This window comes from Leclercia sp. Marseille-Q4284, assembly GCF_916618945.1.
GTDB classification, from domain to species: domain Bacteria; phylum Pseudomonadota; class Gammaproteobacteria; order Enterobacterales; family Enterobacteriaceae; genus Enterobacter; species Enterobacter tamurae.
In genome coordinates, this window is the sequence record NZ_CAKAKG010000001.1 from 2,081,563 (window position 1) to 2,101,446 (window position 19,884).

24 protein-coding genes and 1 other annotated feature are annotated in these 19,884 nt (G+C 54.4%); of the genes, 10 read left to right on the top strand and 14 right to left on the bottom strand.

The window, feature by feature from the left end; genetic code table 11:
- Positions 1–13: 13 nt before the first annotated feature.
- The 6 genes from pheS to thrS all read right to left on the bottom strand — a co-directional run bounded on the left by pheS (position 14) and on the right by thrS (position 4,453).
- Positions 14–997 carry a phenylalanine--tRNA ligase subunit alpha gene (gene pheS, locus LG383_RS09740; RefSeq protein ID WP_106993635.1) on the bottom strand — a complete coding sequence of 328 codons (984 nt, stop codon included), beginning with the start codon at positions 995–997 and terminating at the stop codon, positions 14–16.
- 40 nt (positions 998–1,037) lie between these two features.
- Positions 1,038–1,161 (bottom strand) — a sequence feature (Phe leader region).
- Positions 1,112–1,156, bottom strand: coding sequence for a pheST operon leader peptide PheM (gene pheM, locus LG383_RS09745; protein WP_001386830.1), 45 nt, complete (start codon positions 1,154–1,156; stop codon positions 1,112–1,114). Its footprint overlaps the feature before it by 45 nt.
- Before the next feature lie 116 nt (positions 1,162–1,277).
- Complete coding sequence (gene rplT / locus LG383_RS09750) at positions 1,278–1,634, bottom strand: 50S ribosomal protein L20 (protein WP_012017122.1); 357 nt, start codon at positions 1,632–1,634, stop codon at positions 1,278–1,280.
- Between the two features lie 51 nt (positions 1,635–1,685).
- On the bottom strand, positions 1,686–1,883 hold the full coding sequence (rpmI, locus tag LG383_RS09755; RefSeq protein ID WP_003030583.1) for a 50S ribosomal protein L35: 198 nt from the start codon (positions 1,881–1,883) through the stop codon (positions 1,686–1,688).
- A gap of 95 nt (positions 1,884–1,978) precedes the next feature.
- Entirely contained in the window at positions 1,979–2,521 is a 543-nt protein-coding gene (infC, locus tag LG383_RS09760; RefSeq protein ID WP_106993634.1) for a translation initiation factor IF-3, read from the bottom strand.
- A gap of 3 nt (positions 2,522–2,524) precedes the next feature.
- Positions 2,525–4,453 carry a threonine--tRNA ligase gene (gene thrS, locus LG383_RS09765; protein WP_106993633.1) on the bottom strand — a complete coding sequence of 643 codons (1,929 nt, stop codon included), beginning with the start codon at positions 4,451–4,453 and terminating at the stop codon, positions 2,525–2,527.
- Between the two features lie 326 nt (positions 4,454–4,779).
- On the opposite strand from thrS, the gene yncL reads away from it, so the two are divergent.
- Positions 4,780–4,872, top strand: a complete 93-nt coding sequence (gene yncL / locus LG383_RS09770; RefSeq protein ID WP_072036629.1) for a stress response membrane protein YncL — start codon at positions 4,780–4,782, stop codon at positions 4,870–4,872.
- Between the two features lie 100 nt (positions 4,873–4,972).
- Entirely contained in the window at positions 4,973–5,080 is a 108-nt protein-coding gene (gene yniD / locus LG383_RS09775) for a small membrane protein YniD (protein ID WP_225759002.1), read from the top strand.
- A 185-nt stretch (positions 5,081–5,265) separates the two neighbouring features.
- Here the strand turns inward: yniD and LG383_RS09780 are convergent, their stop codons facing one another.
- Both LG383_RS09780 and LG383_RS09785 read right to left on the bottom strand, forming a co-directional pair.
- A complete protein-coding gene (locus LG383_RS09780) occupies positions 5,266–5,499 on the bottom strand; it encodes a hypothetical protein (RefSeq protein WP_225759003.1) in 234 nt (77 codons plus the stop codon).
- A gap of 255 nt (positions 5,500–5,754) precedes the next feature.
- Complete coding sequence (locus tag LG383_RS09785; protein WP_106993631.1) at positions 5,755–6,513, bottom strand: YdiY family protein; 759 nt, start codon at positions 6,511–6,513, stop codon at positions 5,755–5,757.
- Positions 6,514–6,806: 293 nt separating this feature from the next.
- On the opposite strand from LG383_RS09785, the gene pfkB reads away from it, so the two are divergent.
- The 3 genes from pfkB to LG383_RS09800 all read left to right on the top strand — a co-directional run bounded on the left by pfkB (position 6,807) and on the right by LG383_RS09800 (position 9,085).
- Positions 6,807–7,739 carry a 6-phosphofructokinase II gene (pfkB, locus tag LG383_RS09790; RefSeq protein ID WP_106993630.1) on the top strand — a complete coding sequence of 311 codons (933 nt, stop codon included), beginning with the start codon at positions 6,807–6,809 and terminating at the stop codon, positions 7,737–7,739.
- Between the two features lie 89 nt (positions 7,740–7,828).
- Complete coding sequence (gene ghoS, locus LG383_RS09795; RefSeq protein ID WP_106993629.1) at positions 7,829–8,119, top strand: type V toxin-antitoxin system endoribonuclease antitoxin GhoS; 291 nt, start codon at positions 7,829–7,831, stop codon at positions 8,117–8,119.
- A gap of 105 nt (positions 8,120–8,224) precedes the next feature.
- On the top strand, positions 8,225–9,085 hold the full coding sequence (locus LG383_RS09800; protein ID WP_106993628.1) for a fructosamine kinase family protein: 861 nt from the start codon (positions 8,225–8,227) through the stop codon (positions 9,083–9,085).
- 39 nt (positions 9,086–9,124) lie between these two features.
- Here LG383_RS09800 and LG383_RS09805 read toward each other — a convergent pair whose 3' ends face one another.
- Positions 9,125–9,661 carry a YniB family protein gene (locus tag LG383_RS09805; protein WP_106993880.1) on the bottom strand — a complete coding sequence of 179 codons (537 nt, stop codon included), beginning with the start codon at positions 9,659–9,661 and terminating at the stop codon, positions 9,125–9,127.
- Positions 9,662–9,806: 145 nt separating this feature from the next.
- Here LG383_RS09805 and hxpB point away from each other — a divergent pair, with 145 nt between their 5' ends.
- The 4 genes from hxpB to LG383_RS09825 all read left to right on the top strand — a co-directional run bounded on the left by hxpB (position 9,807) and on the right by LG383_RS09825 (position 13,589).
- Complete coding sequence (hxpB, locus tag LG383_RS09810; protein WP_106993627.1) at positions 9,807–10,475, top strand: hexitol phosphatase HxpB; 669 nt, start codon at positions 9,807–9,809, stop codon at positions 10,473–10,475.
- Positions 10,476–10,622: 147 nt separating this feature from the next.
- A complete protein-coding gene (gene kduD, locus LG383_RS09815) occupies positions 10,623–11,384 on the top strand; it encodes a 2-dehydro-3-deoxy-D-gluconate 5-dehydrogenase KduD (protein ID WP_225759004.1) in 762 nt (253 codons plus the stop codon).
- A gap of 92 nt (positions 11,385–11,476) precedes the next feature.
- Positions 11,477–12,067: a metal-dependent hydrolase gene (locus LG383_RS09820; protein WP_106993625.1), complete on the top strand. Its 591-nt coding sequence runs from the start codon at positions 11,477–11,479 to the stop codon at positions 12,065–12,067.
- Positions 12,068–12,197: 130 nt separating this feature from the next.
- Positions 12,198–13,589: an L-cystine transporter gene (locus tag LG383_RS09825; RefSeq protein ID WP_106993624.1), complete on the top strand. Its 1,392-nt coding sequence runs from the start codon at positions 12,198–12,200 to the stop codon at positions 13,587–13,589.
- A gap of 57 nt (positions 13,590–13,646) precedes the next feature.
- Here LG383_RS09825 and cedA read toward each other — a convergent pair whose 3' ends face one another.
- A complete protein-coding gene (cedA, locus tag LG383_RS09830; RefSeq protein WP_225759524.1) occupies positions 13,647–13,901 on the bottom strand; it encodes a cell division activator CedA in 255 nt (84 codons plus the stop codon).
- A gap of 197 nt (positions 13,902–14,098) precedes the next feature.
- Between cedA and katE the strand changes: the two genes are divergently transcribed.
- On the top strand, positions 14,099–16,357 hold the full coding sequence (gene katE / locus LG383_RS09835; protein WP_225759005.1) for a catalase HPII: 2,259 nt from the start codon (positions 14,099–14,101) through the stop codon (positions 16,355–16,357).
- Between the two features lie 74 nt (positions 16,358–16,431).
- Here katE and chbG read toward each other — a convergent pair whose 3' ends face one another.
- The 4 genes from chbG to chbA all read right to left on the bottom strand — a co-directional run bounded on the left by chbG (position 16,432) and on the right by chbA (position 19,860).
- Positions 16,432–17,190 (bottom strand): chitin disaccharide deacetylase, encoded by a 759-nt coding sequence (gene chbG / locus LG383_RS09840; protein WP_225759006.1) that lies wholly within the window; start codon positions 17,188–17,190, stop codon positions 16,432–16,434.
- Between the two features lie 11 nt (positions 17,191–17,201).
- Positions 17,202–18,557 carry a 6-phospho-beta-glucosidase gene (locus tag LG383_RS09845; protein WP_106993620.1) on the bottom strand — a complete coding sequence of 452 codons (1,356 nt, stop codon included), beginning with the start codon at positions 18,555–18,557 and terminating at the stop codon, positions 17,202–17,204.
- A 102-nt stretch (positions 18,558–18,659) separates the two neighbouring features.
- A complete protein-coding gene (chbR, locus tag LG383_RS09850; RefSeq protein WP_225759007.1) occupies positions 18,660–19,478 on the bottom strand; it encodes a transcriptional regulator ChbR in 819 nt (272 codons plus the stop codon).
- Positions 19,479–19,506: 28 nt separating this feature from the next.
- Positions 19,507–19,860, bottom strand: coding sequence for a PTS N,N'-diacetylchitobiose transporter subunit IIA (gene chbA / locus LG383_RS09855; RefSeq protein ID WP_106993618.1), 354 nt, complete (start codon positions 19,858–19,860; stop codon positions 19,507–19,509).
- Positions 19,861–19,884: the final 24 nt, after the last annotated feature.

Genomic DNA, 19,884 nt, shown 5'->3' on the forward strand with positions numbered 1-19,884 from the left:
TTCTGTCCTGCCCTTATTTAAACTGTTTGAGGAAACGCAGATCGTTTTCGAAGAAAGCGCGTAAGTCGGTCACGCCATAACGCAGCATGGTCAGACGCTCCATCCCCATACCGAACGCAAAGCCGGAGTACACTTCCGGGTCAATGCCGACGTTACGCAGGACGTTCGGGTGCACCATGCCGCAGCCCAGCACTTCCAGCCATTTACCGTTTTTACCCATCACGTCAACTTCTGCGGACGGTTCGGTGAACGGGAAATAGGACGGGCGGAAACGAACCTGCAGATCTTCCTCAAAGAAGTTGTTCAGGAAATCGTGCAGCGTGCCCTTCAGGTTGGTGAAGCTGATGTTTTTATCAACGATCAGGCCTTCCATCTGATGGAACATTGGGGTGTGGGTCTGATCGTAGTCGTTACGATAGACACGGCCCGGGGCGATGATGCGGATCGGCGGTTCCTGCTCCTTCATGGTACGGATCTGCACGCCAGAGGTCTGGGTACGCAGCAGGCGGGTGGCATCAAACCAGAAAGTGTCGTGGTCAGCACGTGCCGGGTGGTGGCCTGGGATATTCAGGGCATCGAAGTTATGGTAATCGTCTTCGATTTCCGGGCCAGTCGCCACGGTAAAGCCGAGCTCACCGAAGAAACTTTCAATACGGTCGATAGTGCGGGTGACCGGGTGGAGACCACCGTTCTCAATACGACGCCCTGGCAGGGAGACATCGATGGTTTCGGCAGCGAGACGTGCGTTCAGCGCGGCGCTTTCCAGCGCGTTTTTACGCTCGTTCAGTACCTGCTGAACCTGCTCTTTGGCTTCGTTAATCACCGCACCTGCAGCCGGGCGCTCTTCTGGCGGCAACTCACGCAGGGTAGTCATTTGAAGGGTCAGGTGCCCTTTCTTGCCCAGATATTCGACGCGGACGTTGTCTAACGCGGCAACATCTGAGGCCTGGTTAATGGCGGCCGTTGCACTAGCAACCAGCTCTGCGAGATGTGACATGGTTTTCCTCGTTATGTAGCGATATTTACAAGCGGCAGATACGAAAAAAGCCTCCATCAGGAGGCTTTCTGGCGCTGTTTTCCGTTTCGTCTTTCACGCGCTAGCCCCCTGATATCAGGTGCTAAAGTAAAAGAAGAAGCGGAAAATAGCAGCATTCATGCTTGCATTACCTTGTGTGGTAAGAGACCTAACGCCTTATTGAAAAGGGTCGGCGAAAAATTGTCAACGTTTTGATGCTGTTGAAACGAAAAGAGGGAGCAGAGCTCCCTCTTCAACTGGCTTATGCCAGAGCTGCTTTCGCTTTTTCGACCAGCGCGGTGAACGCTAACTTGTCGAATACTGCGATGTCAGCCAGGATCTTACGGTCGATTTCAACAGAGGCTTTTTTCAGGCCGTTGATGAATTTGCTGTAAGAAATACCGTTCTGACGTGCTGCTGCGTTGATACGCGCAATCCACAGTTGACGGAACTGACGTTTACGTTGACGACGGTCACGGTAAGCGTACTGACCAGCTTTGATAACTGCCTGGAAGGCAACGCGGTATACGCGTGAACGCGCACCGTAGTAGCCTTTGGCTTGTTTCAAAATTTTCTTGTGACGTGCACGGGCAACTACACCACGTTTTACGCGAGCCATATGTGCTCTCCTGTATCTATTCTAATTAAAAAGTTAAAAAACGTTAACGACTTATGCGTACGGAAGGCACGCGATTACCAGGCCCAGATCGCCTTTAGAAACAAGGCCTTTTGGACGCAGGTGACGTTTACGCTTAGTAGATTTTTTGGTCAGAATATGACGCAGGTTTGCGTGCTTACGCTTAAATCCACCACCACCGGTTTTTTTGAAGCGCTTAGCAGCACCGCGTACGGTCTTAATTTTTGGCATTTTAATAACTTCCACTTCGCATTGTTAATAAACGAAACAAAGGCGAACAAAATCTGTGAAGCCTTTCGGCTCCACAGAAATTGCTACTTGAAGGCCTACTGTTTCTTCTTAGGAGCAAGCACCATGATCATCTGGCGGCCTTCGATCTTCGTAGGGAAGGATTCGACTACAGCCAGTTCACTCAGATCGTCGCGGACGCGGTTAAGCACTTCCATGCCGATCTGTTGGTGGGCCATCTCACGACCGCGGAAACGCAGTGTGATCTTGGCCTTATCGCCCTCTTCGAGAAAGCGTATCAGGCTGCGGAGTTTTACCTGATAATCGCCATCGTCGGTACCAGGACGGAATTTGATTTCCTTAACCTGGATAACTTTTTGTTTCTTCTTCTGTTCCTTAGAAGACTTACTCTTTTCATAAAGGAACTTGCCGTAGTCCATGATACGACAAACTGGCGGTTCGGCGTTAGGGCTGATTTCAACTAAATCTACTCCAGCTTCTTCAGCCTTTTCGATCGCTTCTCTCAGACTCACAATCCCCAGTGGCTCACCTTCCAGATCTGTTAAGCGAACTTCCTGGGCGCGAATCTCGCCATTGATACGATTCGGACGTGCCGTTTGAACTCGTTTTCCGCCTTTAATACCTTATTCCTCCAGTTGTTGAAGACTGCGGCTGCGAATCTCTTGTTGCAGCTTCTCAATCACTTCATTTACGTCCAGGCTGCCCAGGTCTTTACCACGGCGGGTGCGAACGGCAACTTTGCCTGCTTCCACCTCTTTATCACCACAGACCAACATATACGGGACACGACGTAAAGTGTGCTCGCGGATTTTAAAGCCAATCTTCTCATTTCTCAAGTCTGCTTTTACGCGAATGCCCGCATTTTGTAGTTTCTGCGTCAATTCTTTAACGTAATCAGCCTGAGAATCAGTAATGTTCATCACTACCACCTGCACTGGCGCAAGCCAGGTTGGGAAGAAGCCCGCGAACTCTTCGGTCAGGATGCCGATGAAGCGCTCCAGTGAACCGAGGATAGCACGGTGAATCATTACCGGCACCTGACGCTCGTTATCTTCGCCAACATAAGAGGCGCTTAAACGCTGCGGCAGGGAGAAGTCCAGCTGTACAGTACCGCACTGCCATGCACGATCGAGACAGTCATACAGGGTAAATTCAATTTTCGGACCGTAGAATGCGCCCTCGCCCAGCTGGTATTCGAACGGGATACCGTTCTCTTCCAGCGCCACGGCGAGATCCGCCTCAGCACGATCCCAGGTCTCATCGCTACCGATACGTTTTTCCGGACGCGTTGAGAGTTTGACCACGATCTTCTCGAAGCCAAAGGTGCTATACATATCGTAGACCATACGAATACAGGCGTTAACTTCATCACGTACCTGATCTTCAGTACAGAAGATATGAGCATCATCTTGCGTAAAGCCACGAACACGCATCAGACCATGCAGTGCGCCTGATGGTTCATTACGGTGGCAGCTACCGAACTCTGCCATACGCAGCGGCAGATCGCGATAGGATTTCAGACCCTGGTTAAAGATCTGAACGTGCCCCGGGCAGTTCATTGGCTTGATGCAGTATTCACGGTTCTCAGAGGAGGTGGTGAACATCGCATCTTTGTAGTTGTCCCAGTGGCCGGTTTTTTCCCACAGCACACGGTCCATCATGAACGGGCCTTTCACTTCCTGATACTGGTATGCTTTCAGCTTGGAACGCACGAAAGTTTCCAGTTCACGGAAGATAGTCCAGCCATCGTTGTGCCAGAAGACCATACCCGGCGCCTCTTCCTGCATATGATACAGGTCGAGCTGTTTACCGATTTTACGGTGGTCACGCTTCGCCGCTTCTTCCAGGCGCTGCAGATACGCGTTCAGGGCTTTTTTGTCAGCCCAGGCGGTACCGTAGATACGCTGCAACATTTTATTGTTGCTGTCGCCACGCCAGTAAGCGCCTGCGGTTTTCATCAGTTTGAAGTGATGGCAGAAGCGCATGTTCGGCACGTGCGGTCCACGGCACATGTCGATGTATTCTTCGTGATGATACAAGCCAGGCTTGTCATCATGAGCAATGTTCTCGTCAAGAATAGTGACTTTGTAGTTTTCGCCACGCTTCACGAAGGTTTCACGCGCTTCGTGCCAGCTGACAGTCTTCTTGATGACGTCGTAGTTGCTCTCAGCCAGCTCGTGCATACGCTTTTCGAGGGCTTCGATATCTTCCTGGGTCAGCGTGTGGTCAAGGTCAACGTCATAGTAGAAACCGTTGTCGATAACCGGGCCGATAGCCATTTTGGTGTTAGGCCACAGCTGCTTGATCGCATGACCGAGCAGGTGAGCGCACGAGTGACGAATGATCTCCAGACCTTCTTCGTCTTTCGCGGTGATGATCGACAGCTTCGCATCGTTTTCAATTAAATCGGAAGCATCAACCAGCGCACCGTCTACGCGGCCAGCAATAGTGGCTTTCGCCAGACCCGGGCCGATATCCAGCGCAACATCCATTGGGCTGACGGCGCGGTCGAAATGGCGTTGGCTGCCATCAGGAAGAGTAATTACAGGCATTTTATGTCCTTATTTGCAGTGATGCCCCACACATAAGAGCATATGCAAAGAAAATAATCTTTAATTTACAGTGAATTGCAAAGCCATCTGACCAACAATCGTCAAATTGGCCCGCAATCATGCACAGGATCGAAATCAGAAAAATGGCAATTTACGATCAGCCTGTTGATGGTAACACTAACGCCAGGGTGAAAACACCCTTACGGGCAGATTGAACGCGTTAGTACTTTTGCATGAGTTTAACGTTGAAATTCAAACAGCTTCTCGCAATACCGGGGGGCTGGGCTATTCTTGAACAGGTCCTTCAACACGCTATGGGGCATATTATGAACGTATCCAGCAGAACAGTCGTTATCCTCAACATTCTTTCTGCCACCGCATTACTCGTGATTCTGGCAGATAAGTTTCACTGGTTTTGAAGCTCATAGTTGCAAGCGCCTGACGCTTTGACATCCCGGCGAAGCGCAATTATTTTTGCTCTTTGGTAAACTACCGCCACCAAAGAACAAGGATGATTTGATGCCGACGAAACGCTTTTCAAAAAAATACTGGAAGATGGTGATTGTGTTAATCACCCTTTGTGCTGCCCTGATGTTATTCCGTTGGGCAGCCATGCTTTGGGGTTAATCTCATCTTCCCTCTTCTGTAAGTTAACGTTGTTACGCTTTTTTGCGTAATCCCAACGAATATAAACTTACGTTTTAATTATCTTTACACAAAATACAGAAATAAAAAAACCGGTACATCAGAATCCGGTTTTTTTTAGCGGCAATAACAGCCAGCAAATGAATTTATCGTGTTTGACGAATCAATCAGGACCATTCACCGGCAACCAGTTTATGCACGTCGAACGCGTCATCCATGGATTGCCCGGTAGATTGCGAGCCCGGGGCGATGTTCGATCCGGCTTCTACATCAGAGGCTTTCGTGATGCCAATTTGTGTAGACGTGTTACTGGCAGCGTTATATGCAGAATCAGCGGCAAATGCGCCGAACGACAGTGCAGAAAGCACTATTGCTGCAGAAGCAGTTGTGATTTTATTCATGATATTTTTCTCTTACTGAATTAATACAGACCAACTTAGAGCAATATCTAACTTGTCCTCATAGTTTAGATCTGGATCACACTTTTGCATAGTCAAAATATTTATCAATTCGTGTCAAATAAACTGAATGTTAACAAAGCGGGGAATTATGGAGAAAATATGGAGATATCGGCTGCGGCTATATTTTAAAACACTGTTTATTATTTATCAGCACAAAAATTAAAAACGGGCCAATATATTATTGGCCCGCTGCGATTACATCTTGTAGCCCAGAGAGACGGTAGTTCTGCGATCGGTATGTTCCGGTGCAGAGGCGGGTGGCTCAGAGTTCCAGGTCACATTGTAGGCAACCTTCAGCCCGAAATGGGCGTTAATCGCCACGTTCAGCGCAGTCTCAGAGTTGACGGTAGTGTCGTCAGCGCCAAAGACCGAGACGCCCTGGGTAAATTTGGCGTTATCAGTCATCTGCCAGGCATAGGTCCCGGACGCATAGCCCAGCGGCTGGGTTTCGGTGTCGCCGTCGGTATATTCGTCGTAACGCACACCCGGACCAAATTCAAAGCGGAAGCTGTGTACCGGACCGTTCAGGAACTGACGACCATAACCGGCCGTTGCCACGTCACGCTGACGATAGCCGTTGTAGCGGTCGGTCAACCAGCTTGCCTGGCCGAAGAGGTAGTCAACGTCAGTCATGTTGTAACGGCTACGCCCACCCACCGCATATTTCTCGGAAGAGCGCTCATCGTTAGATGAGGTATTGCTGGCGTTACCCCACAGCGACCAGGCGGTGCTGGTGCCGTACCAGGTCATAGTGGTGTCAGCGGTCAGGGAGGAGCTTTTGGTATTGCCTGATTGCGCCAGATAACCTGCGTTCAGGTTGCCTTCAAAAGGTTTCTGTGCAGTGGAGGGATCGTCCATGACAGTAAAAACGGAATCATCGGCTGTTGCATGCATTGACGCAAACAGGCCTCCCGCTACCATCATTGCAGCGGGTACTGTCTTTAAAAGCTTCATTTATAAAGAGTCCGTACAACAAAAAAAGAGACCATTACGGTCCCGGAAACTTTCTTGCGGATCAATGCCATGAGATCCCACGAAAGGTAACAAATTATAAAAAGGCTCAAATAACATAGCAATGATTTCTTGTTTCATTTTTGGAATAAGAACGATCTCAAACCAGCCGGTTATTTATAAATAAACGTCAGGGTACGTAACGATATTCATATTTAAAATCATATTGTTATTTACTTTCCCTTCCGCGGGTTAGGTGCCAGGCTTAAGGCTATCCTCATTCAAAGGAGATCAGCATGGATCGTATCTTTACGTTGACGCTCTCCCCTTCTCTGGACAGCGCAACCCTGACGGCACAACTCTATCCTGAAGGTAAACTCCGCTGCAGCGCGCCGGTATTTGAACCCGGCGGCGGTGGGATTAACGTGGCGCGCGCCATTGTGCACCTCGGCGGAAAAGCCACTGCCATTTTTCCCGCGGGCGGCGCAACAGGCGAGCATCTGGTCTCGCTTCTGGCTGACGAACAGGTCGCCGTGGACACGATTGAATCCCACGACTGGACCCGGCAAAACCTGCACGTGCATGTTGAATCCACCCACGAGCAGTACCGCTTTGTGATGCCCGGTGCGACGCTGAGCGACGATGAGTTTCGCCAGCTGGAAGAGAAAGTGCTGGCCATCGAGAGCGGCGCGCTGCTGGTTATCAGCGGCAGTCTGCCTCCCGGGGTCAAAACCGAACGGCTGACGCAGTTGATCCGCGCTGCGCAACAGAACGGTATCCGCTGCATCGTTGACAGCTCCGGGGAGGCCCTCAGCGCTGCGCTGACCCTCGGTAATATCGAGCTGGTGAAACCCAATCAGAAAGAGCTGAGTGCGCTGGTCAATCGCGATCTCAGCCAGCCGGATGACGTGCGCCGCGCCGCTGAAGAGCTGGTGAAGAGCGGCAAAGCCCGGCGAGTTGTGGTGTCGCTCGGCCCACAAGGTGCGCTGGCCGTGGATGAGACCGGTTCAGTGCAGGTTGTACCGCCGCCGATGAAAAGCCAGAGCACCGTCGGCGCGGGTGATAGCATGGTGGGGGCCATGACCCTGAAGCTGGCGCAGGGTGCCTCCTTACGGGAGATGACCCAATACGGCGTGGCGGCAGGCAGCGCGGCGACCATCAATCACGGTACCCGGCTCTGTTCACTGGATGACACGCAGAAAATATTCACTTACCTGACCAATGCGTAATCATGGCCCTCCCGGTGACCCGGCGAGGGCGACAAATGGCATGAATCGTCTATGCTAAAAAAACTTTCGTGATAACAACGAGGTGAATTATGAGCAGTGGAGAGATCGCTCGCTACGTGGTAACCGTCAAAATTCATGAAGACTCGCTGACAGAACTCAATGAAATCAACAACCATCTTACCCGCGGCGGTTTTTTACTAACCATGACCGACGAGGATGGCACGCTGCACGAGCTGGGGACCCATACCTACGGACTGATTAGCGCGTTGAGTGAAGACGAGGTAAAAGCGCTGACCACGGGTCTGGTAGAGAGCGCCACCGGTAAAGCGCCCCAGGTTGAGGTGACGAGCTGGGAAAACTGGCACCAGCAGCAACAATAAATGCCATAGGGTCAACCAAACGGCCCAGATGTGCGTTAGTTCGTGTTTTTTGACCATAGTTTCACGCTAACTTTATGATCTGGCAGACAACATGGGAGAGATATCATGTGGCAGGCTATCAGTCATCTTTTAAGTGAACAACTGGGCGAAGGTGAAATTGAACTGCGTAACGAGCTGCCAGGGGGCGAGATCCACGCCGCATGGCATCTTCGCTATGCTGGACGCGACCTCTTCGTAAAATGTGATGAACGCGAGCTATTACCCATCTTCACCGCGGAAGCTGACCAGCTGGAACTGCTCTCCCGCAGCAAAACCGTCTCTGTCCCCCAGGTCTGGGCCGTCGGCAGCGATCGCGACTACAGTTTTCTGGTGATGGACTACCTCCCTGCCCGTCCCCTCGATGCGCACAACGCTTTTATTCTGGGGCAACAGATTGCCCGCCTGCATCAGTGGAGCGAGCAGCCGCAGTTCGGTCTCGATTTTGACAACGACCTCTCCACCACGCCGCAACCTAACGCCTGGCAACGACGCTGGGCGACCTTCTTTGCTGAACAACGGATCGGCTGGCAGCTGGAGCTGGCGGCAGAAAAAGGGCTGGAGTTCGGCAACATCGATGCCATTGTCGATCATATTCAGCAGCGTCTGGCCTCGCACCAACCGCAGCCTTCGCTGCTGCACGGCGATTTATGGTCAGATAACTGCGCGCTGGGCCCGAACGGTCCTTATATCTTCGATCCGGCCTGCTACTGGGGAGACAGGGAGTGCGACCTGGCTATGCTACCGCTACATCCTGAGCAACCGCCGCAGATTTACGACGGCTATCAGTCGATCTCGCCGTTACCGGCCGGTTTTCTGCAAAGACAGCCGGTGTATCAGCTCTATACCCTGATGAACCGCGCCATTCTGTTTGGCGGCGAGCATCTGGTGACTGCGCAGAGGGCGCTCGAGCGGGTGCTGGCAGCGTAACGCACAGACTGCCGGGCAGCACTGCCCGGCAACGAATGCTTATACCAGGCCGAGGAGGGAGAACAGGAAGTACCCGGCAACGATCATCAGCACCGGCAGTACATAGAGCGTGAAAATTTGCAGGAAAATGGTGTGATTCGGTACCACGATACGTGATTCGATCTGCTCGCGGCTTAACCCCTCTTCTCCTTTCGCATTCTCCAGAATCAGCTGTGCCTCCAGTCCTTCGCGAATCATACGGGTTTGTCGGCGCATCCGCGCCCCTGAAGCCTGCAGCGCCAGGGCAATAAAGATCAGGGCAAAAATAATCCAGAACGCGATATTCATCCCCTGCCGGAAATCGGGCGTCGGAGAGTTGTACCAGAAGAAATTCAGAAACGGCGTGTTAAAGCGCATCATCTCGATCATGACGTGGGCAAAATCCAGCATCACGGCATTGATCCCGGCCTGCTTTTCGCTGTGGTCATAGATAAATTTCAGGACGGAAATAATGGTTGAGATCACTGCCGGGATAAAAATTATCCATCCGGCGATGATCTTCAGTATCGCTACACGTCCAGCTTGTTGATATGTCATCGGTTCCTCGTTTTTAAAATACATCCTTTGAGGCTAAGTCTACCTGCTGGTTGTCATTTTCGCCCGTTCTTTGCAGGCGATATGGTAAATTGCCAGGGTTAGGTAGCCTTTACCTCTGATCAACACCCACGAAAGGAGAAGTTGCATGTCGACGCCGCGTCAAATTCTTGCAGCCATTTTTGATATGGATGGATTACTGATTGATTCCGAGCCGCTCTGGGATCGTGCTGAACTGGATGTGATGGCCAGCCTGGGCGTGGATATCACCCGCCGTCACGAACTGCCGGACACCCTCGGCCTGCGCATCGATATGGTGGTTGAACTCTGGTATGCCCACCAGCCGTGGGTGGGACCGGGCCGTGACGAGGTAACCGACCGCATTATCAACCGGGCCCTGACGCTGGTGGAAGAGAACCGCCCGCTGCTGAAAGGGGCCCGTGAAGCTGTGGCCCTGTGCAAAGCGCAAGGGCTGAAGGTGGGTCTCGCCTCCGCTTCGCCGCTGCATATGCTGGAAAAAGTGCTGATTATGTTTGATCTGCACGACAGCTTTGATGCGCTGGCCTCGGCAGAAAAACTGCCTTACAGCAAGCCGCACCCGCAGGTGTATATGGACTGCGCCGCGAAGCTGGGCGTCGATCCAACCAGCTGCGTGGCGCTGGAAGACTCCGTTAACGGCATGATTGCCAGCAAAGCGGCGCGGATGCGCGCTATCGTCGTTCCCGCTGAAGAGAACCAGCATGATGCCCGTTACGCGCTGGCGGACGTCAAACTGGACTCACTGCAGGCGCTCACCGCAGCCCATCTTCGCGGATAATTAGCGACCGCGGGCAACGCCCTGTTGCCCGCAAATATGATCCATCTAATATTTTTAAAACATCATTTCATTTCCATTTGATATTCCATTCTGCTGCTTCTATGCTTATCTCAGAACAACTATACCCCCCTACTTTCTGAGGTCTGTATGATATTGGATGCCTTTAATCTTTCAGGAAAAGTTGCCATCGTTACCGGCTGTGATACCGGCCTCGGCCAGGGCATGGCGCTGGGTCTGGCTCAGGCAGGCTGCGACATCGTGAGCGTTAATCGCCGTGTCCCGAAAGAGACCGCCGCAGGCGTGAAGGCCCTGGGGCGTCGGTTTTTGGCCATTCAGGCCGATCTCAGCAAGCAGGATGGTATTGACGATATTGTCGGGCAGACGGTCGCCGGGATGGGACAGATCGATATTCTGGTCAATAACGCCGGCACCATCCGTCGGGAAGATGCCCTCTCCTTCAGTGAGAAGGACTGGGATGATGTGATGAACCTCAACCTGAAATCGGTCTTTTTCCTCTCCCAGGCGGTGGCCCGCCAGTTTATCGCCCAGGGGCAAGGGGGCAAAATTATTAATATCGCCTCGATGCTGTCGTTCCAGGGTGGGATCCGCGTTCCTTCCTATACCGCGTCGAAAAGTGGCGTGCTGGGGATCACCCGCCTGCTGGCTAACGAGTGGGCGCAACATGGCATTAACGTCAACGCCATCGCACCGGGCTATATGGCAACCAACAACACCCAGCAGTTACGCGACGACGAGCAGCGCAGCAAAGCGATCCTCGATCGCATTCCGGCAGGTCGTTGGGGTAAGCCGGAAGACTTACAGGGCCCGGCGGTGTTTCTGGCTTCGTCAGCCTCGGACTATATCAACGGCTATACCATCGCCGTGGATGGTGGCTGGCTCGCCCGTTAACAGGTTTGTGACAAAGAGTTACACCGTCACCGCTTCCGTCTACTGTATAAAAACCCTATACTGGATGCATCGACAGTTTAGTGGGTTTTATCATGACGGCGGAAGGTCATCTGCTCTTTTCTCTCGCCTGCGCAGTGTTTGCCAAAAACGCTGAGCTTACACCTGTGCTGGCGCAGGGTGACTGGTGGCATATCGTGCCATCGGCAGTGTTGACCTGCCTGTTGCCTGATATCGATCACCCCAAGTCGCTGCTCGGCCAGCGGCTGAAGTGGATCTCCAAACCCATTGCCCGCGCCTGCGGCCATCGCGGCTTTACCCATAGCCTGCTGGCGGTATTTGGCGTCCTCACCCTGTTCTATTTAAAAGTCCCGGATAGCTGGCTGATCCCGGCGGATGCCATTCAGGGGATGGTGCTGGGTTATCTGAGCCATATTCTGGCGGACATGCTGACGCCGGCAGGCGTTCCCCTGCTGTGGCCCTGCCGCTGGCGTTTTCGTCTGCCAATCCTCAGACCGCAAAAAGGTAACCAGCTGGAGCGCGTCCTGTGCATGGCTCTCTTCGCCTGGGCGGTGTGGATGCCACAGACGGTGCCGGAAAACGGGGCCGTGCGCTGGTCGTCGCACATGATCAATTCCCTGCAGTTTCAGTTCAACCGCTTTATTCATCATCAAAGTGAACAGTAACTGGCCAAATTTAGCCGTTTTGGCATAACCCATTCCATTTGGATATAAGCGACCAGATCACACTTCTGATAATCTTGCGCCAATAAGGTCGGACCTAATACCGATCTGCAATTTAATCAGGAGAACGGGGATGAACTTTCCATTAATCGCGAACATCGTGGTGTTCGTCGGCTTACTGCTGTTGCTGGCGCAGTCGCGTCACAAACAGTGGAGCCTGGCAAAAAAAGTACTGGTCGGTCTGGTGATGGGTGTGGTCTTTGGCCTCGCGCTGCAGGCCATTTACGGTGCCAGCAGCCCGGTGCTGAAAGAGTCTATCCAGTGGTTTAACGTGGTGGGTAACGGCTACGTCCAGCTGCTGCAGATGATTGTTATGCCGCTGGTATTTGCCTCTATTCTGAGCGCAGTGGCCCGTCTGCATAACGCTTCCCAGCTGGGTAAAATCAGCGTTCTGACCATCGGCACGCTGCTGTTTACCACTTTGATCTCTGCCCTGGTGGGTGTGCTGGTCACCAACCTGTTTGGCCTGAGCGCAGAAGGTCTGGTGCAGGGCACCGCGGAAACCGCGCGCCTGACCGCCATCGAGACCAACTATGCGGGTAAAGTTGCGGATCTCTCCGTACCGCAAATGCTGCTCTCCTTTATCCCGAAAAACCCGTTTGCCGATCTGACCGGGGCCAACCCGACGTCAATCATCAGCGTGGTGATTTTCGCTGCCTTCCTCGGCGTGGCGGCACTGAAGCTGCTGAAAGATGATGCTCCGAAAGGCCAGCGCGTGCTGACCGCCATCGACACCCTGCAGAGCTGGGTGATGAAGCTGGTGCGTCTGGTGATGCAGCTGACCCCATACGGCGTTCTGGCGCTGATGACCAAAGTGGTGGCAGGCTCTAACCTGCAGGACATCATCAAGCTGGGCAGCTTCGTGGTCGCTTCATACCTCGGTCTGGGCATCATGTTTGTGGTCCACGGCATTCTGCTCGGCGTGAACGGCGTCAGCCCGCTGAAATACTTCCGTAAAGTATGGCCGGTACTGACCTTCGCCTTTACCAGCCGCTCCAGCGCGGCATCTATTCCACTGAACGTGGAAGCGCAGACCCGTCGTCTGGGCGTGCCGGAATCGATCGCCAGCTTCTCCGCCTCCTTTGGCGCGACTATCGGTCAGAACGGTTGTGCCGGTCTTTATCCGGCGATGCTGGCGGTGATGGTAGCGCCAACGGTGGGCATTAACCCGCTGGATCCGGTCTGGATTGCGACCCTGGTCGGGATTGTGACCGTGAGCTCTGCCGGTGTGGCCGGTGTGGGCGGCGGCGCGACCTTCGCTGCGCTGATCGTACTGCCTGCGCTGGGTCTGCCGGTAACGCTGGTGGCACTGCTGATCTCCGTTGAACCGCTGATCGACATGGGCCGAACCGCGCTGAACGTCAGCGGCTCCATGACCGCCGGTACGCTCACCAGCCAGTGGCTGAAGCAGACCGACAAAGCGGTGCTGGACAGCGATGAACATGCAGAGCTGGCGCACCGTTAAGCACCTCCCCTGCTAAAAAAACCGCCTTCAGTGATGAAGGCGGTTTTTTATTGTCTGTTAATCCTCAACGTCTTCTTCCTGGCGGACCTGCGTCGCCCAGCGTTGAGCCGACTCAGGCACGGTAAACGTCGGTGAACGGCGAAAATGCTCGCCAATCAGCACAAAAGCCACATATTTGCCGCGTAATAACCAGACGTCACGAAAGCCATCCATTTTGCTGGCATGTTCTGGCGGCGCGGGTTCAACGCGGGGCTGGTAACTGATAACAGGACGATTTTGTTGGCGAAGAGGTTTCATAAGCAGCGGGTTCACTAAAGCAAACTCAAAAATCAGTAAATTCCTATGATAGCCGATTGCCCCTCCTGCGTCGCGCCCCATGTGCTATCCCAGCGTAAGCGGTAGGCAGGAATCGGGTTATCACCCGGCGCTCGCCCCGTAATGTTCTATAGTTATTGAGTTTTAACGCAAATATGACCGCGTTTCGGTAATAAAAACAGGAGACGAGTGCAATGTCGCAAAATGATAAGACTCACCACCCGCAGCAATCCCCGGTCCATGACGAAAATGAAGCCAAACCCGGGCTGGACTCGCTGGCCCCCGACGATGGTTCCCACCTCGCCAGCCCGGTGCCTACCCCGCCAGGCCAGAAGCCAACCGCGCCCGGCAGCCTGAAAGCCCCGCATACCGGCAATGAAAAGCTGAACGCACTGGAGGCGGTACGCAAGGGCGGCGAAAACTTCCCGCTCACCACCAACCAGGGTGTGCGCATCGCTGACGATCAAAACTCGCTGCGCGCCGGGACGCGCGGCCCGACCCTGCTGGAAGATTTCATCCTGCGGGAGAAAATCACCCATTTCGACCATGAGCGCATCCCGGAGCGTATTGTCCACGCCCGCGGATCAGCCGCGCATGGCTATTTTCAGCCTTACAAAAACCTGAGCGATATCACCAAAGCCGCCTTCCTCTCCGATCCGGATAAAATCACCCCGGTGTTTGTCCGCTTCTCCACGGTGCAGGGCGGCGCCGGCTCTGCCGACACCGTGCGCGACATCCGCGGGTTCGCCACCAAGTTCTATACCGAAGAAGGGATTTTTGACCTGGTGGGCAACAACACGCCGATCTTCTTCATCCAGGATGCCCACAAGTTCCCCGATTTTGTCCATGCGGTTAAGCCGGAGCCTCACTGGGCGATCCCCCAGGGCCAGAGCGCGCACGATACCTTCTGGGATTACGTCTCACTGCAGCCTGAAACCCTGCACAACGTGATGTGGGCGATGTCCGACCGCGGCATTCCCCGCAGCTACCGCACCATGGAAGGCTTTGGCATCCATACCTTCCGCTTGATCAATGCCGAAGGCAAAGGCACCTTCGTGCGTTTCCACTGGAAACCGGTGGCCGGTAAAGCCTCACTGGTGTGGGATGAAGCGCAGAAGCTCACCGGGCGCGATCCGGACTTCCATCGTCGCGATCTCTGGGAGTCCATCGAAGCCGGCGACTTCCCGGAATATGAGCTCGGTTTCCAGCTGATCCCGGAAGAGGACGAATTCAAATTTGATTTTGACCTTCTCGACCCGACCAAGCTGATCCCCGAGGAGCTGGTGCCGGTGCAACTGGTGGGCAAAATGGTGCTCAACCGTAACCCGGATAACTTCTTTGCCGAGAACGAACAGGCCGCCTTCCATCCAGGGCACATCGTCCCGGGGATGGACTTCACCAACGACCCGCTGCTGCAGGGGCGTCTGTTCTCCTACACCGACACGCAGATCAGCCGTCTCGGCGGGCCGAACTTCCACGAAATCCCGATCAACAAGCCAACCTGTCCGTACCATAACTTCCAGCGCGACGGGATGCACCGGATGGAGATCGACACCAACCCGGCCAACTACGAGCCGAACTCGATCAACGACAACTGGCCGCGCGAGACCCCGCCGGGGCCAAAACGCGGTGGTTTTGAGTCGTATCAGGAGCGCGTGGAAGGGACCAAAATCCGCGAGCGCAGCCCCTCTTTCGCCGAGTATTACGCCCATCCGCGCCTGTTCTGGCAGAGCCAGACGCCTGTTGAGCAGGAGCACATTATTGGCGCCTTCAGCTTTGAGCTGAGCAAAGTGGTGCGTACCTATATCCGCGAGCGGGTGGTCGATCAGCTGGCACGCATTGACATCACTCTGGCCCAGGGCGTGGCAGACAATCTGGGGCTCACCCTCACCGACGAGCAACGCAATCTGGCGCCACCGCAGGATGTCTGCGGCCTGAAAAAGGATCCGTCCCTGAGCCTGTATGCCGTGCCTGGTGGTGATATCAAAGGCCGGATCGTGGCGGTATTGCTCAACGATAACCCTCGGGCCAGCGACGTGCTCGCGGTGCTGCAGGCGCTGAAGGCCAAAGGGGTACACGCGAAGCTGCTCTACTCCCGGATGGGTGAAGTGACCGCCGATGATGGCTCGGTGCTGCCGGTGGCGGCGACCTTTGCCGGATCGCCGTCATTGACCGTCGATGCGGTGGTGGTGCCCTGCGGTGATATCCAGAGTCTGCTGACCAATGGCGATGCTGCCTATTATCTGCTGGAAGCCTATAAGCACCTCAAGCCGATCGCACTGGCAGGCGATGCCCGTCAGTTCAAACCGCTGTTGAAGGTGGCGGATCAGGGCGAGGAAGGTATTATCGAAGGCGATACCGCGGCAGGCGCGTTTATGGACGAGCTGGTCGTGCAGATGGCGGCGCACCGGGTCTGGTCGCGTCGCAGTAAAATCGCCAGCATTCCGGCGTAAAAAAAACCGGGTGGCGACGTGCCACCCGGCAGTATCCTGGGCCGGGTAAGGCGAAGCCGCCACCCGGCATTTCCTCACAGATCCCCGAACGTCCCCAGACGATACCCGCGCTCGGCAATCGCATATTTCAGCGACGTCGAGGTGAGCACATCCAGCTCCGTCAGACGCGGCCAGCAGTAGGCGCTTTTACGGATAGTGTTATCAATGAAGGCCGGATGCGCCATCACCTCCAGGGAGCGTTCGCCCTGCTGCACGGAATGATCCAGCACGCTCAGGAATAACGCCTCACTGATCTCCTCGCCATAAAACGCGCTGCTGAAACCGTCAGTGGTTGGCGGCAGTTCAGCACTCTGTTCCCCGAGCCCGTCGACCTGACGATCCACCCGCAGCGCCACCCCTTTGCGGCGGGCAAACTCGGCCACCACCGGGAAGATGGCCGGGATCATATGCACATGGTGATGGCTGTCGATATGGGTCGGCTCGCGGCCAAAGAGATCGACGAAGCGGTTGAACTGACAGTCCAGCTCGCGGGCAATCTCCTCCAGCGGCAACGTCCCCTGCCCGGCCATCTCCCAGATCCATTTCCCCAGCAGCCCTTCCCGCGTCAGCCCCGGCATCGGCGTCAGCGGCATGCTGAGGGTCAACACGAAGTGCATCCCGACGCCCAGTTCTGGCAGATCCCGGCTGAGCGCGGCGGCGTGCTCAATGGCATCGCCGTTGACCATCGCGGTGGTCGAGGTCACCACGCCGTGTCGACAGGCTTCCACGATGCCGTAGTTCTGCCCTTTTGAGAGGCCAAAATCATCGGCGTTGACGATCAGCAGATATTCCATTGGGCCCCCTCTCAGTGCTGCTCGCTTTTGAGTTTATCGATAGCGGCGGCAAAATTCGGCAGCCATTTTTCGTGGGCCAGAATCAGGTCGCGCGCCAGCTTCTCGGCATCGCGATCGGACTGCACCAGCGGGCTCAGGTTCAGGGCCAGCAGCACGTCGTTCAGCTCGCCGCTGAGTGCCGCCTGGCTTGCCGCTACTTCAAAGCCCTTGATGGTGTGGATCAGCCCCATCACCTTGTCATCGAAATGGGTCAGACGCGGATGCGGCTTCGCGCCCTCACGGCCGAGGATGCAGGTCATCTCTACCGCCCAGTCGGCCGGGATATTATCAATGTGGCCATGGTGCGGCACGTTGACGTAGTGCTCCGCCTGCTTGTCGTTGTAAATGGCGTTGATCACTTCGCAGGCGGCGTCGGAGTAGTAAGCCCCGCCACGCTGCTCCAGCTCTTTCGGCTTCACGTTCAGCTCCGGATCCTTGTAGAGATCGAAGAGCTGTTTTTCCACCTTCTGCACCACCTGCGCCCGGGCGCCGCCTTTGTAGTACTCGCCCATCTCGATGGCCAGCATCTCTTTCAGCTTGAAGTAGTAGAGCAGATAGGAGCACGGCAGCAAATTGAGCGAGCGGATCAGCCCTTCGCTGAACGGCAGGTCGAAGATATTCTTCACCGAGCTGGCTTTCAGGGTGCCGGATGCCACGCCGTCCAGCAGTTCGGCAAAGCGTGACTCGCCGTTGACCAGCACATCTTTGATAAAGACCATGTGGTTCAGGCCGAACAGGTCGATAGAGAGTTCGTCGTTGTCGGTCAACGCCAGCACATCGCGGATAAACATCTTCATGCCGATCGGAATATTGCACACCCCGATAAAGCGTTTGAAATCGGTGTGGCGGTAGACCGCTTCGGTCACCATCCCGGCCGGGTTGGTAAAGTTGATCACCCACGCCTGAGGGCAGATCTCCTGCACGTCTTTGATGATATCGAATACTACCGGAATGGTTCGCAGCCCTTTGAACAGGCCGCCAGCGCCGTTAGTCTCCTGCCCCAGATAGCCGTAGCTCAGCGGAATGCGCTCATCCAGCTCGCGCGCCTTCAGCTGGCCGACGCGCAGCTGAGTGGTGACGAAATCGGCGTCTTTCAGCGCCTGGCGACGATCAAGGGTTTTATGCACGGTCATCGGTACGCCCGCTTTTTTCACCATCCGCTGGCAGAGGTCGAAAATAATGTCGAGCTTCTCCTGCCCTTCAGCCACATCCACCAGCCACAGTTCGCTGACCGGCAGTTCATGATAACGCTTGAGGAACCCTTCCAGTAATTCCGGGGTATAGCTGCTTCCGCCGCCGATGGTCACTACTTTCAGTTTCTTTTGCATAATATTCTCCCTGGGAGATCGACCATTTGAGTATAGCGATCCCGTCCCACTTATTTGGGCAAGTATTGAAGTCGATATTTCCGGCGGCAATTCCGCCGGACGTTAATTAATAACCGTGATATTTTTCCGGTAGCTGTTAGGTGTAAATGAGGTCAATTTCTTAAAGGTCTTAATAAACAGGCTCGGACTGCTGTAACCGGATTCGTAAGCAATATCCGTCACCGAATAGTTGGTGATCTCCAGCTGTTTTCTGGCGAAATTGATCCGTATTTCATTAATAATTTGCACCGGCGTTTTCTGATAATAACGCTGGGTCGCCCGGGTCAGGTACTCTTGCGATTTACCCGACAGCGCCACCATATTCTCCAGCGCGTTTTCACCAAAGCGCAGTTTATCGTGCATCATTTCAACGGTAGTGCGCAGCCATTGCGGAATATCGTCCGTCGCCTGCTGCTCTTCACGATAGTGGCGTAAGCGGTTGACGACGTAGAAGGTCACCGTTTCGATGAATTCATCAAATTCATTGTCACGAAAGTTAAGCGAGGCAATAACGGTGTCGATCCAGTTCAGAAATTCACTTTTGACGTGATAGACCTGCGAGGCGACAAAGCAGAACGGCAGCAGCGGCGCGTAGTGGGTTTCGAAGAAGCGTTTACTGATGCCCACGTTGAGAATGCGCGTGGCGCCGAAGTCGTAAAAGCTCTGATGGTGCGATCCCATCGGGATAAAGACGAAGTCCCCGCGCTCCAGCAGCACCCGTTTGCCGTTGATCTCCTGGAAATAGCGGCCGGTCAGCACAATGGTGAACTCATAGTAGTCATGCTGATGCAGACCGCTGATGCTCTCCATCTTGTTGTAGATAAACACATGAAAATTTTTACCATTGAACAGCTGTTGTTCCCGGGCGGTAGTGATTTCCATGGCGCTGACCTCCTGCTATCAGTCTGACTTACTGCATTTTCTCGTGAAGTTCGATGAGTTCCGCCACCAGCTCACGGGCCAGCATGGAGGTCATCAGATGGTCCTGGGCGTGTACCAGCACCAGGCTCACCTTCATCTTACCTTCACCCTGATCGCTTTCGATCAGTTTTGTTTGCACCAGGTGCGCTTCGTTCAGCGCGGTGCGCGACTGGGCCATCATCTCTTGCGCACTGTCGAAATCGCCCTGCTTGGCTTTTTTCAGGGCCCCATACGCCAGACTACGGGCCTGTCCTGAGTTGATGATAAGCCCCATCACCACTTCTTCAAGGTCGTTCTCTGCAACCTCTTCTGCTTCTGCAACAACATTCTCTAAATCAAACATCTCGGTTTCTCCTGTACTGACGCG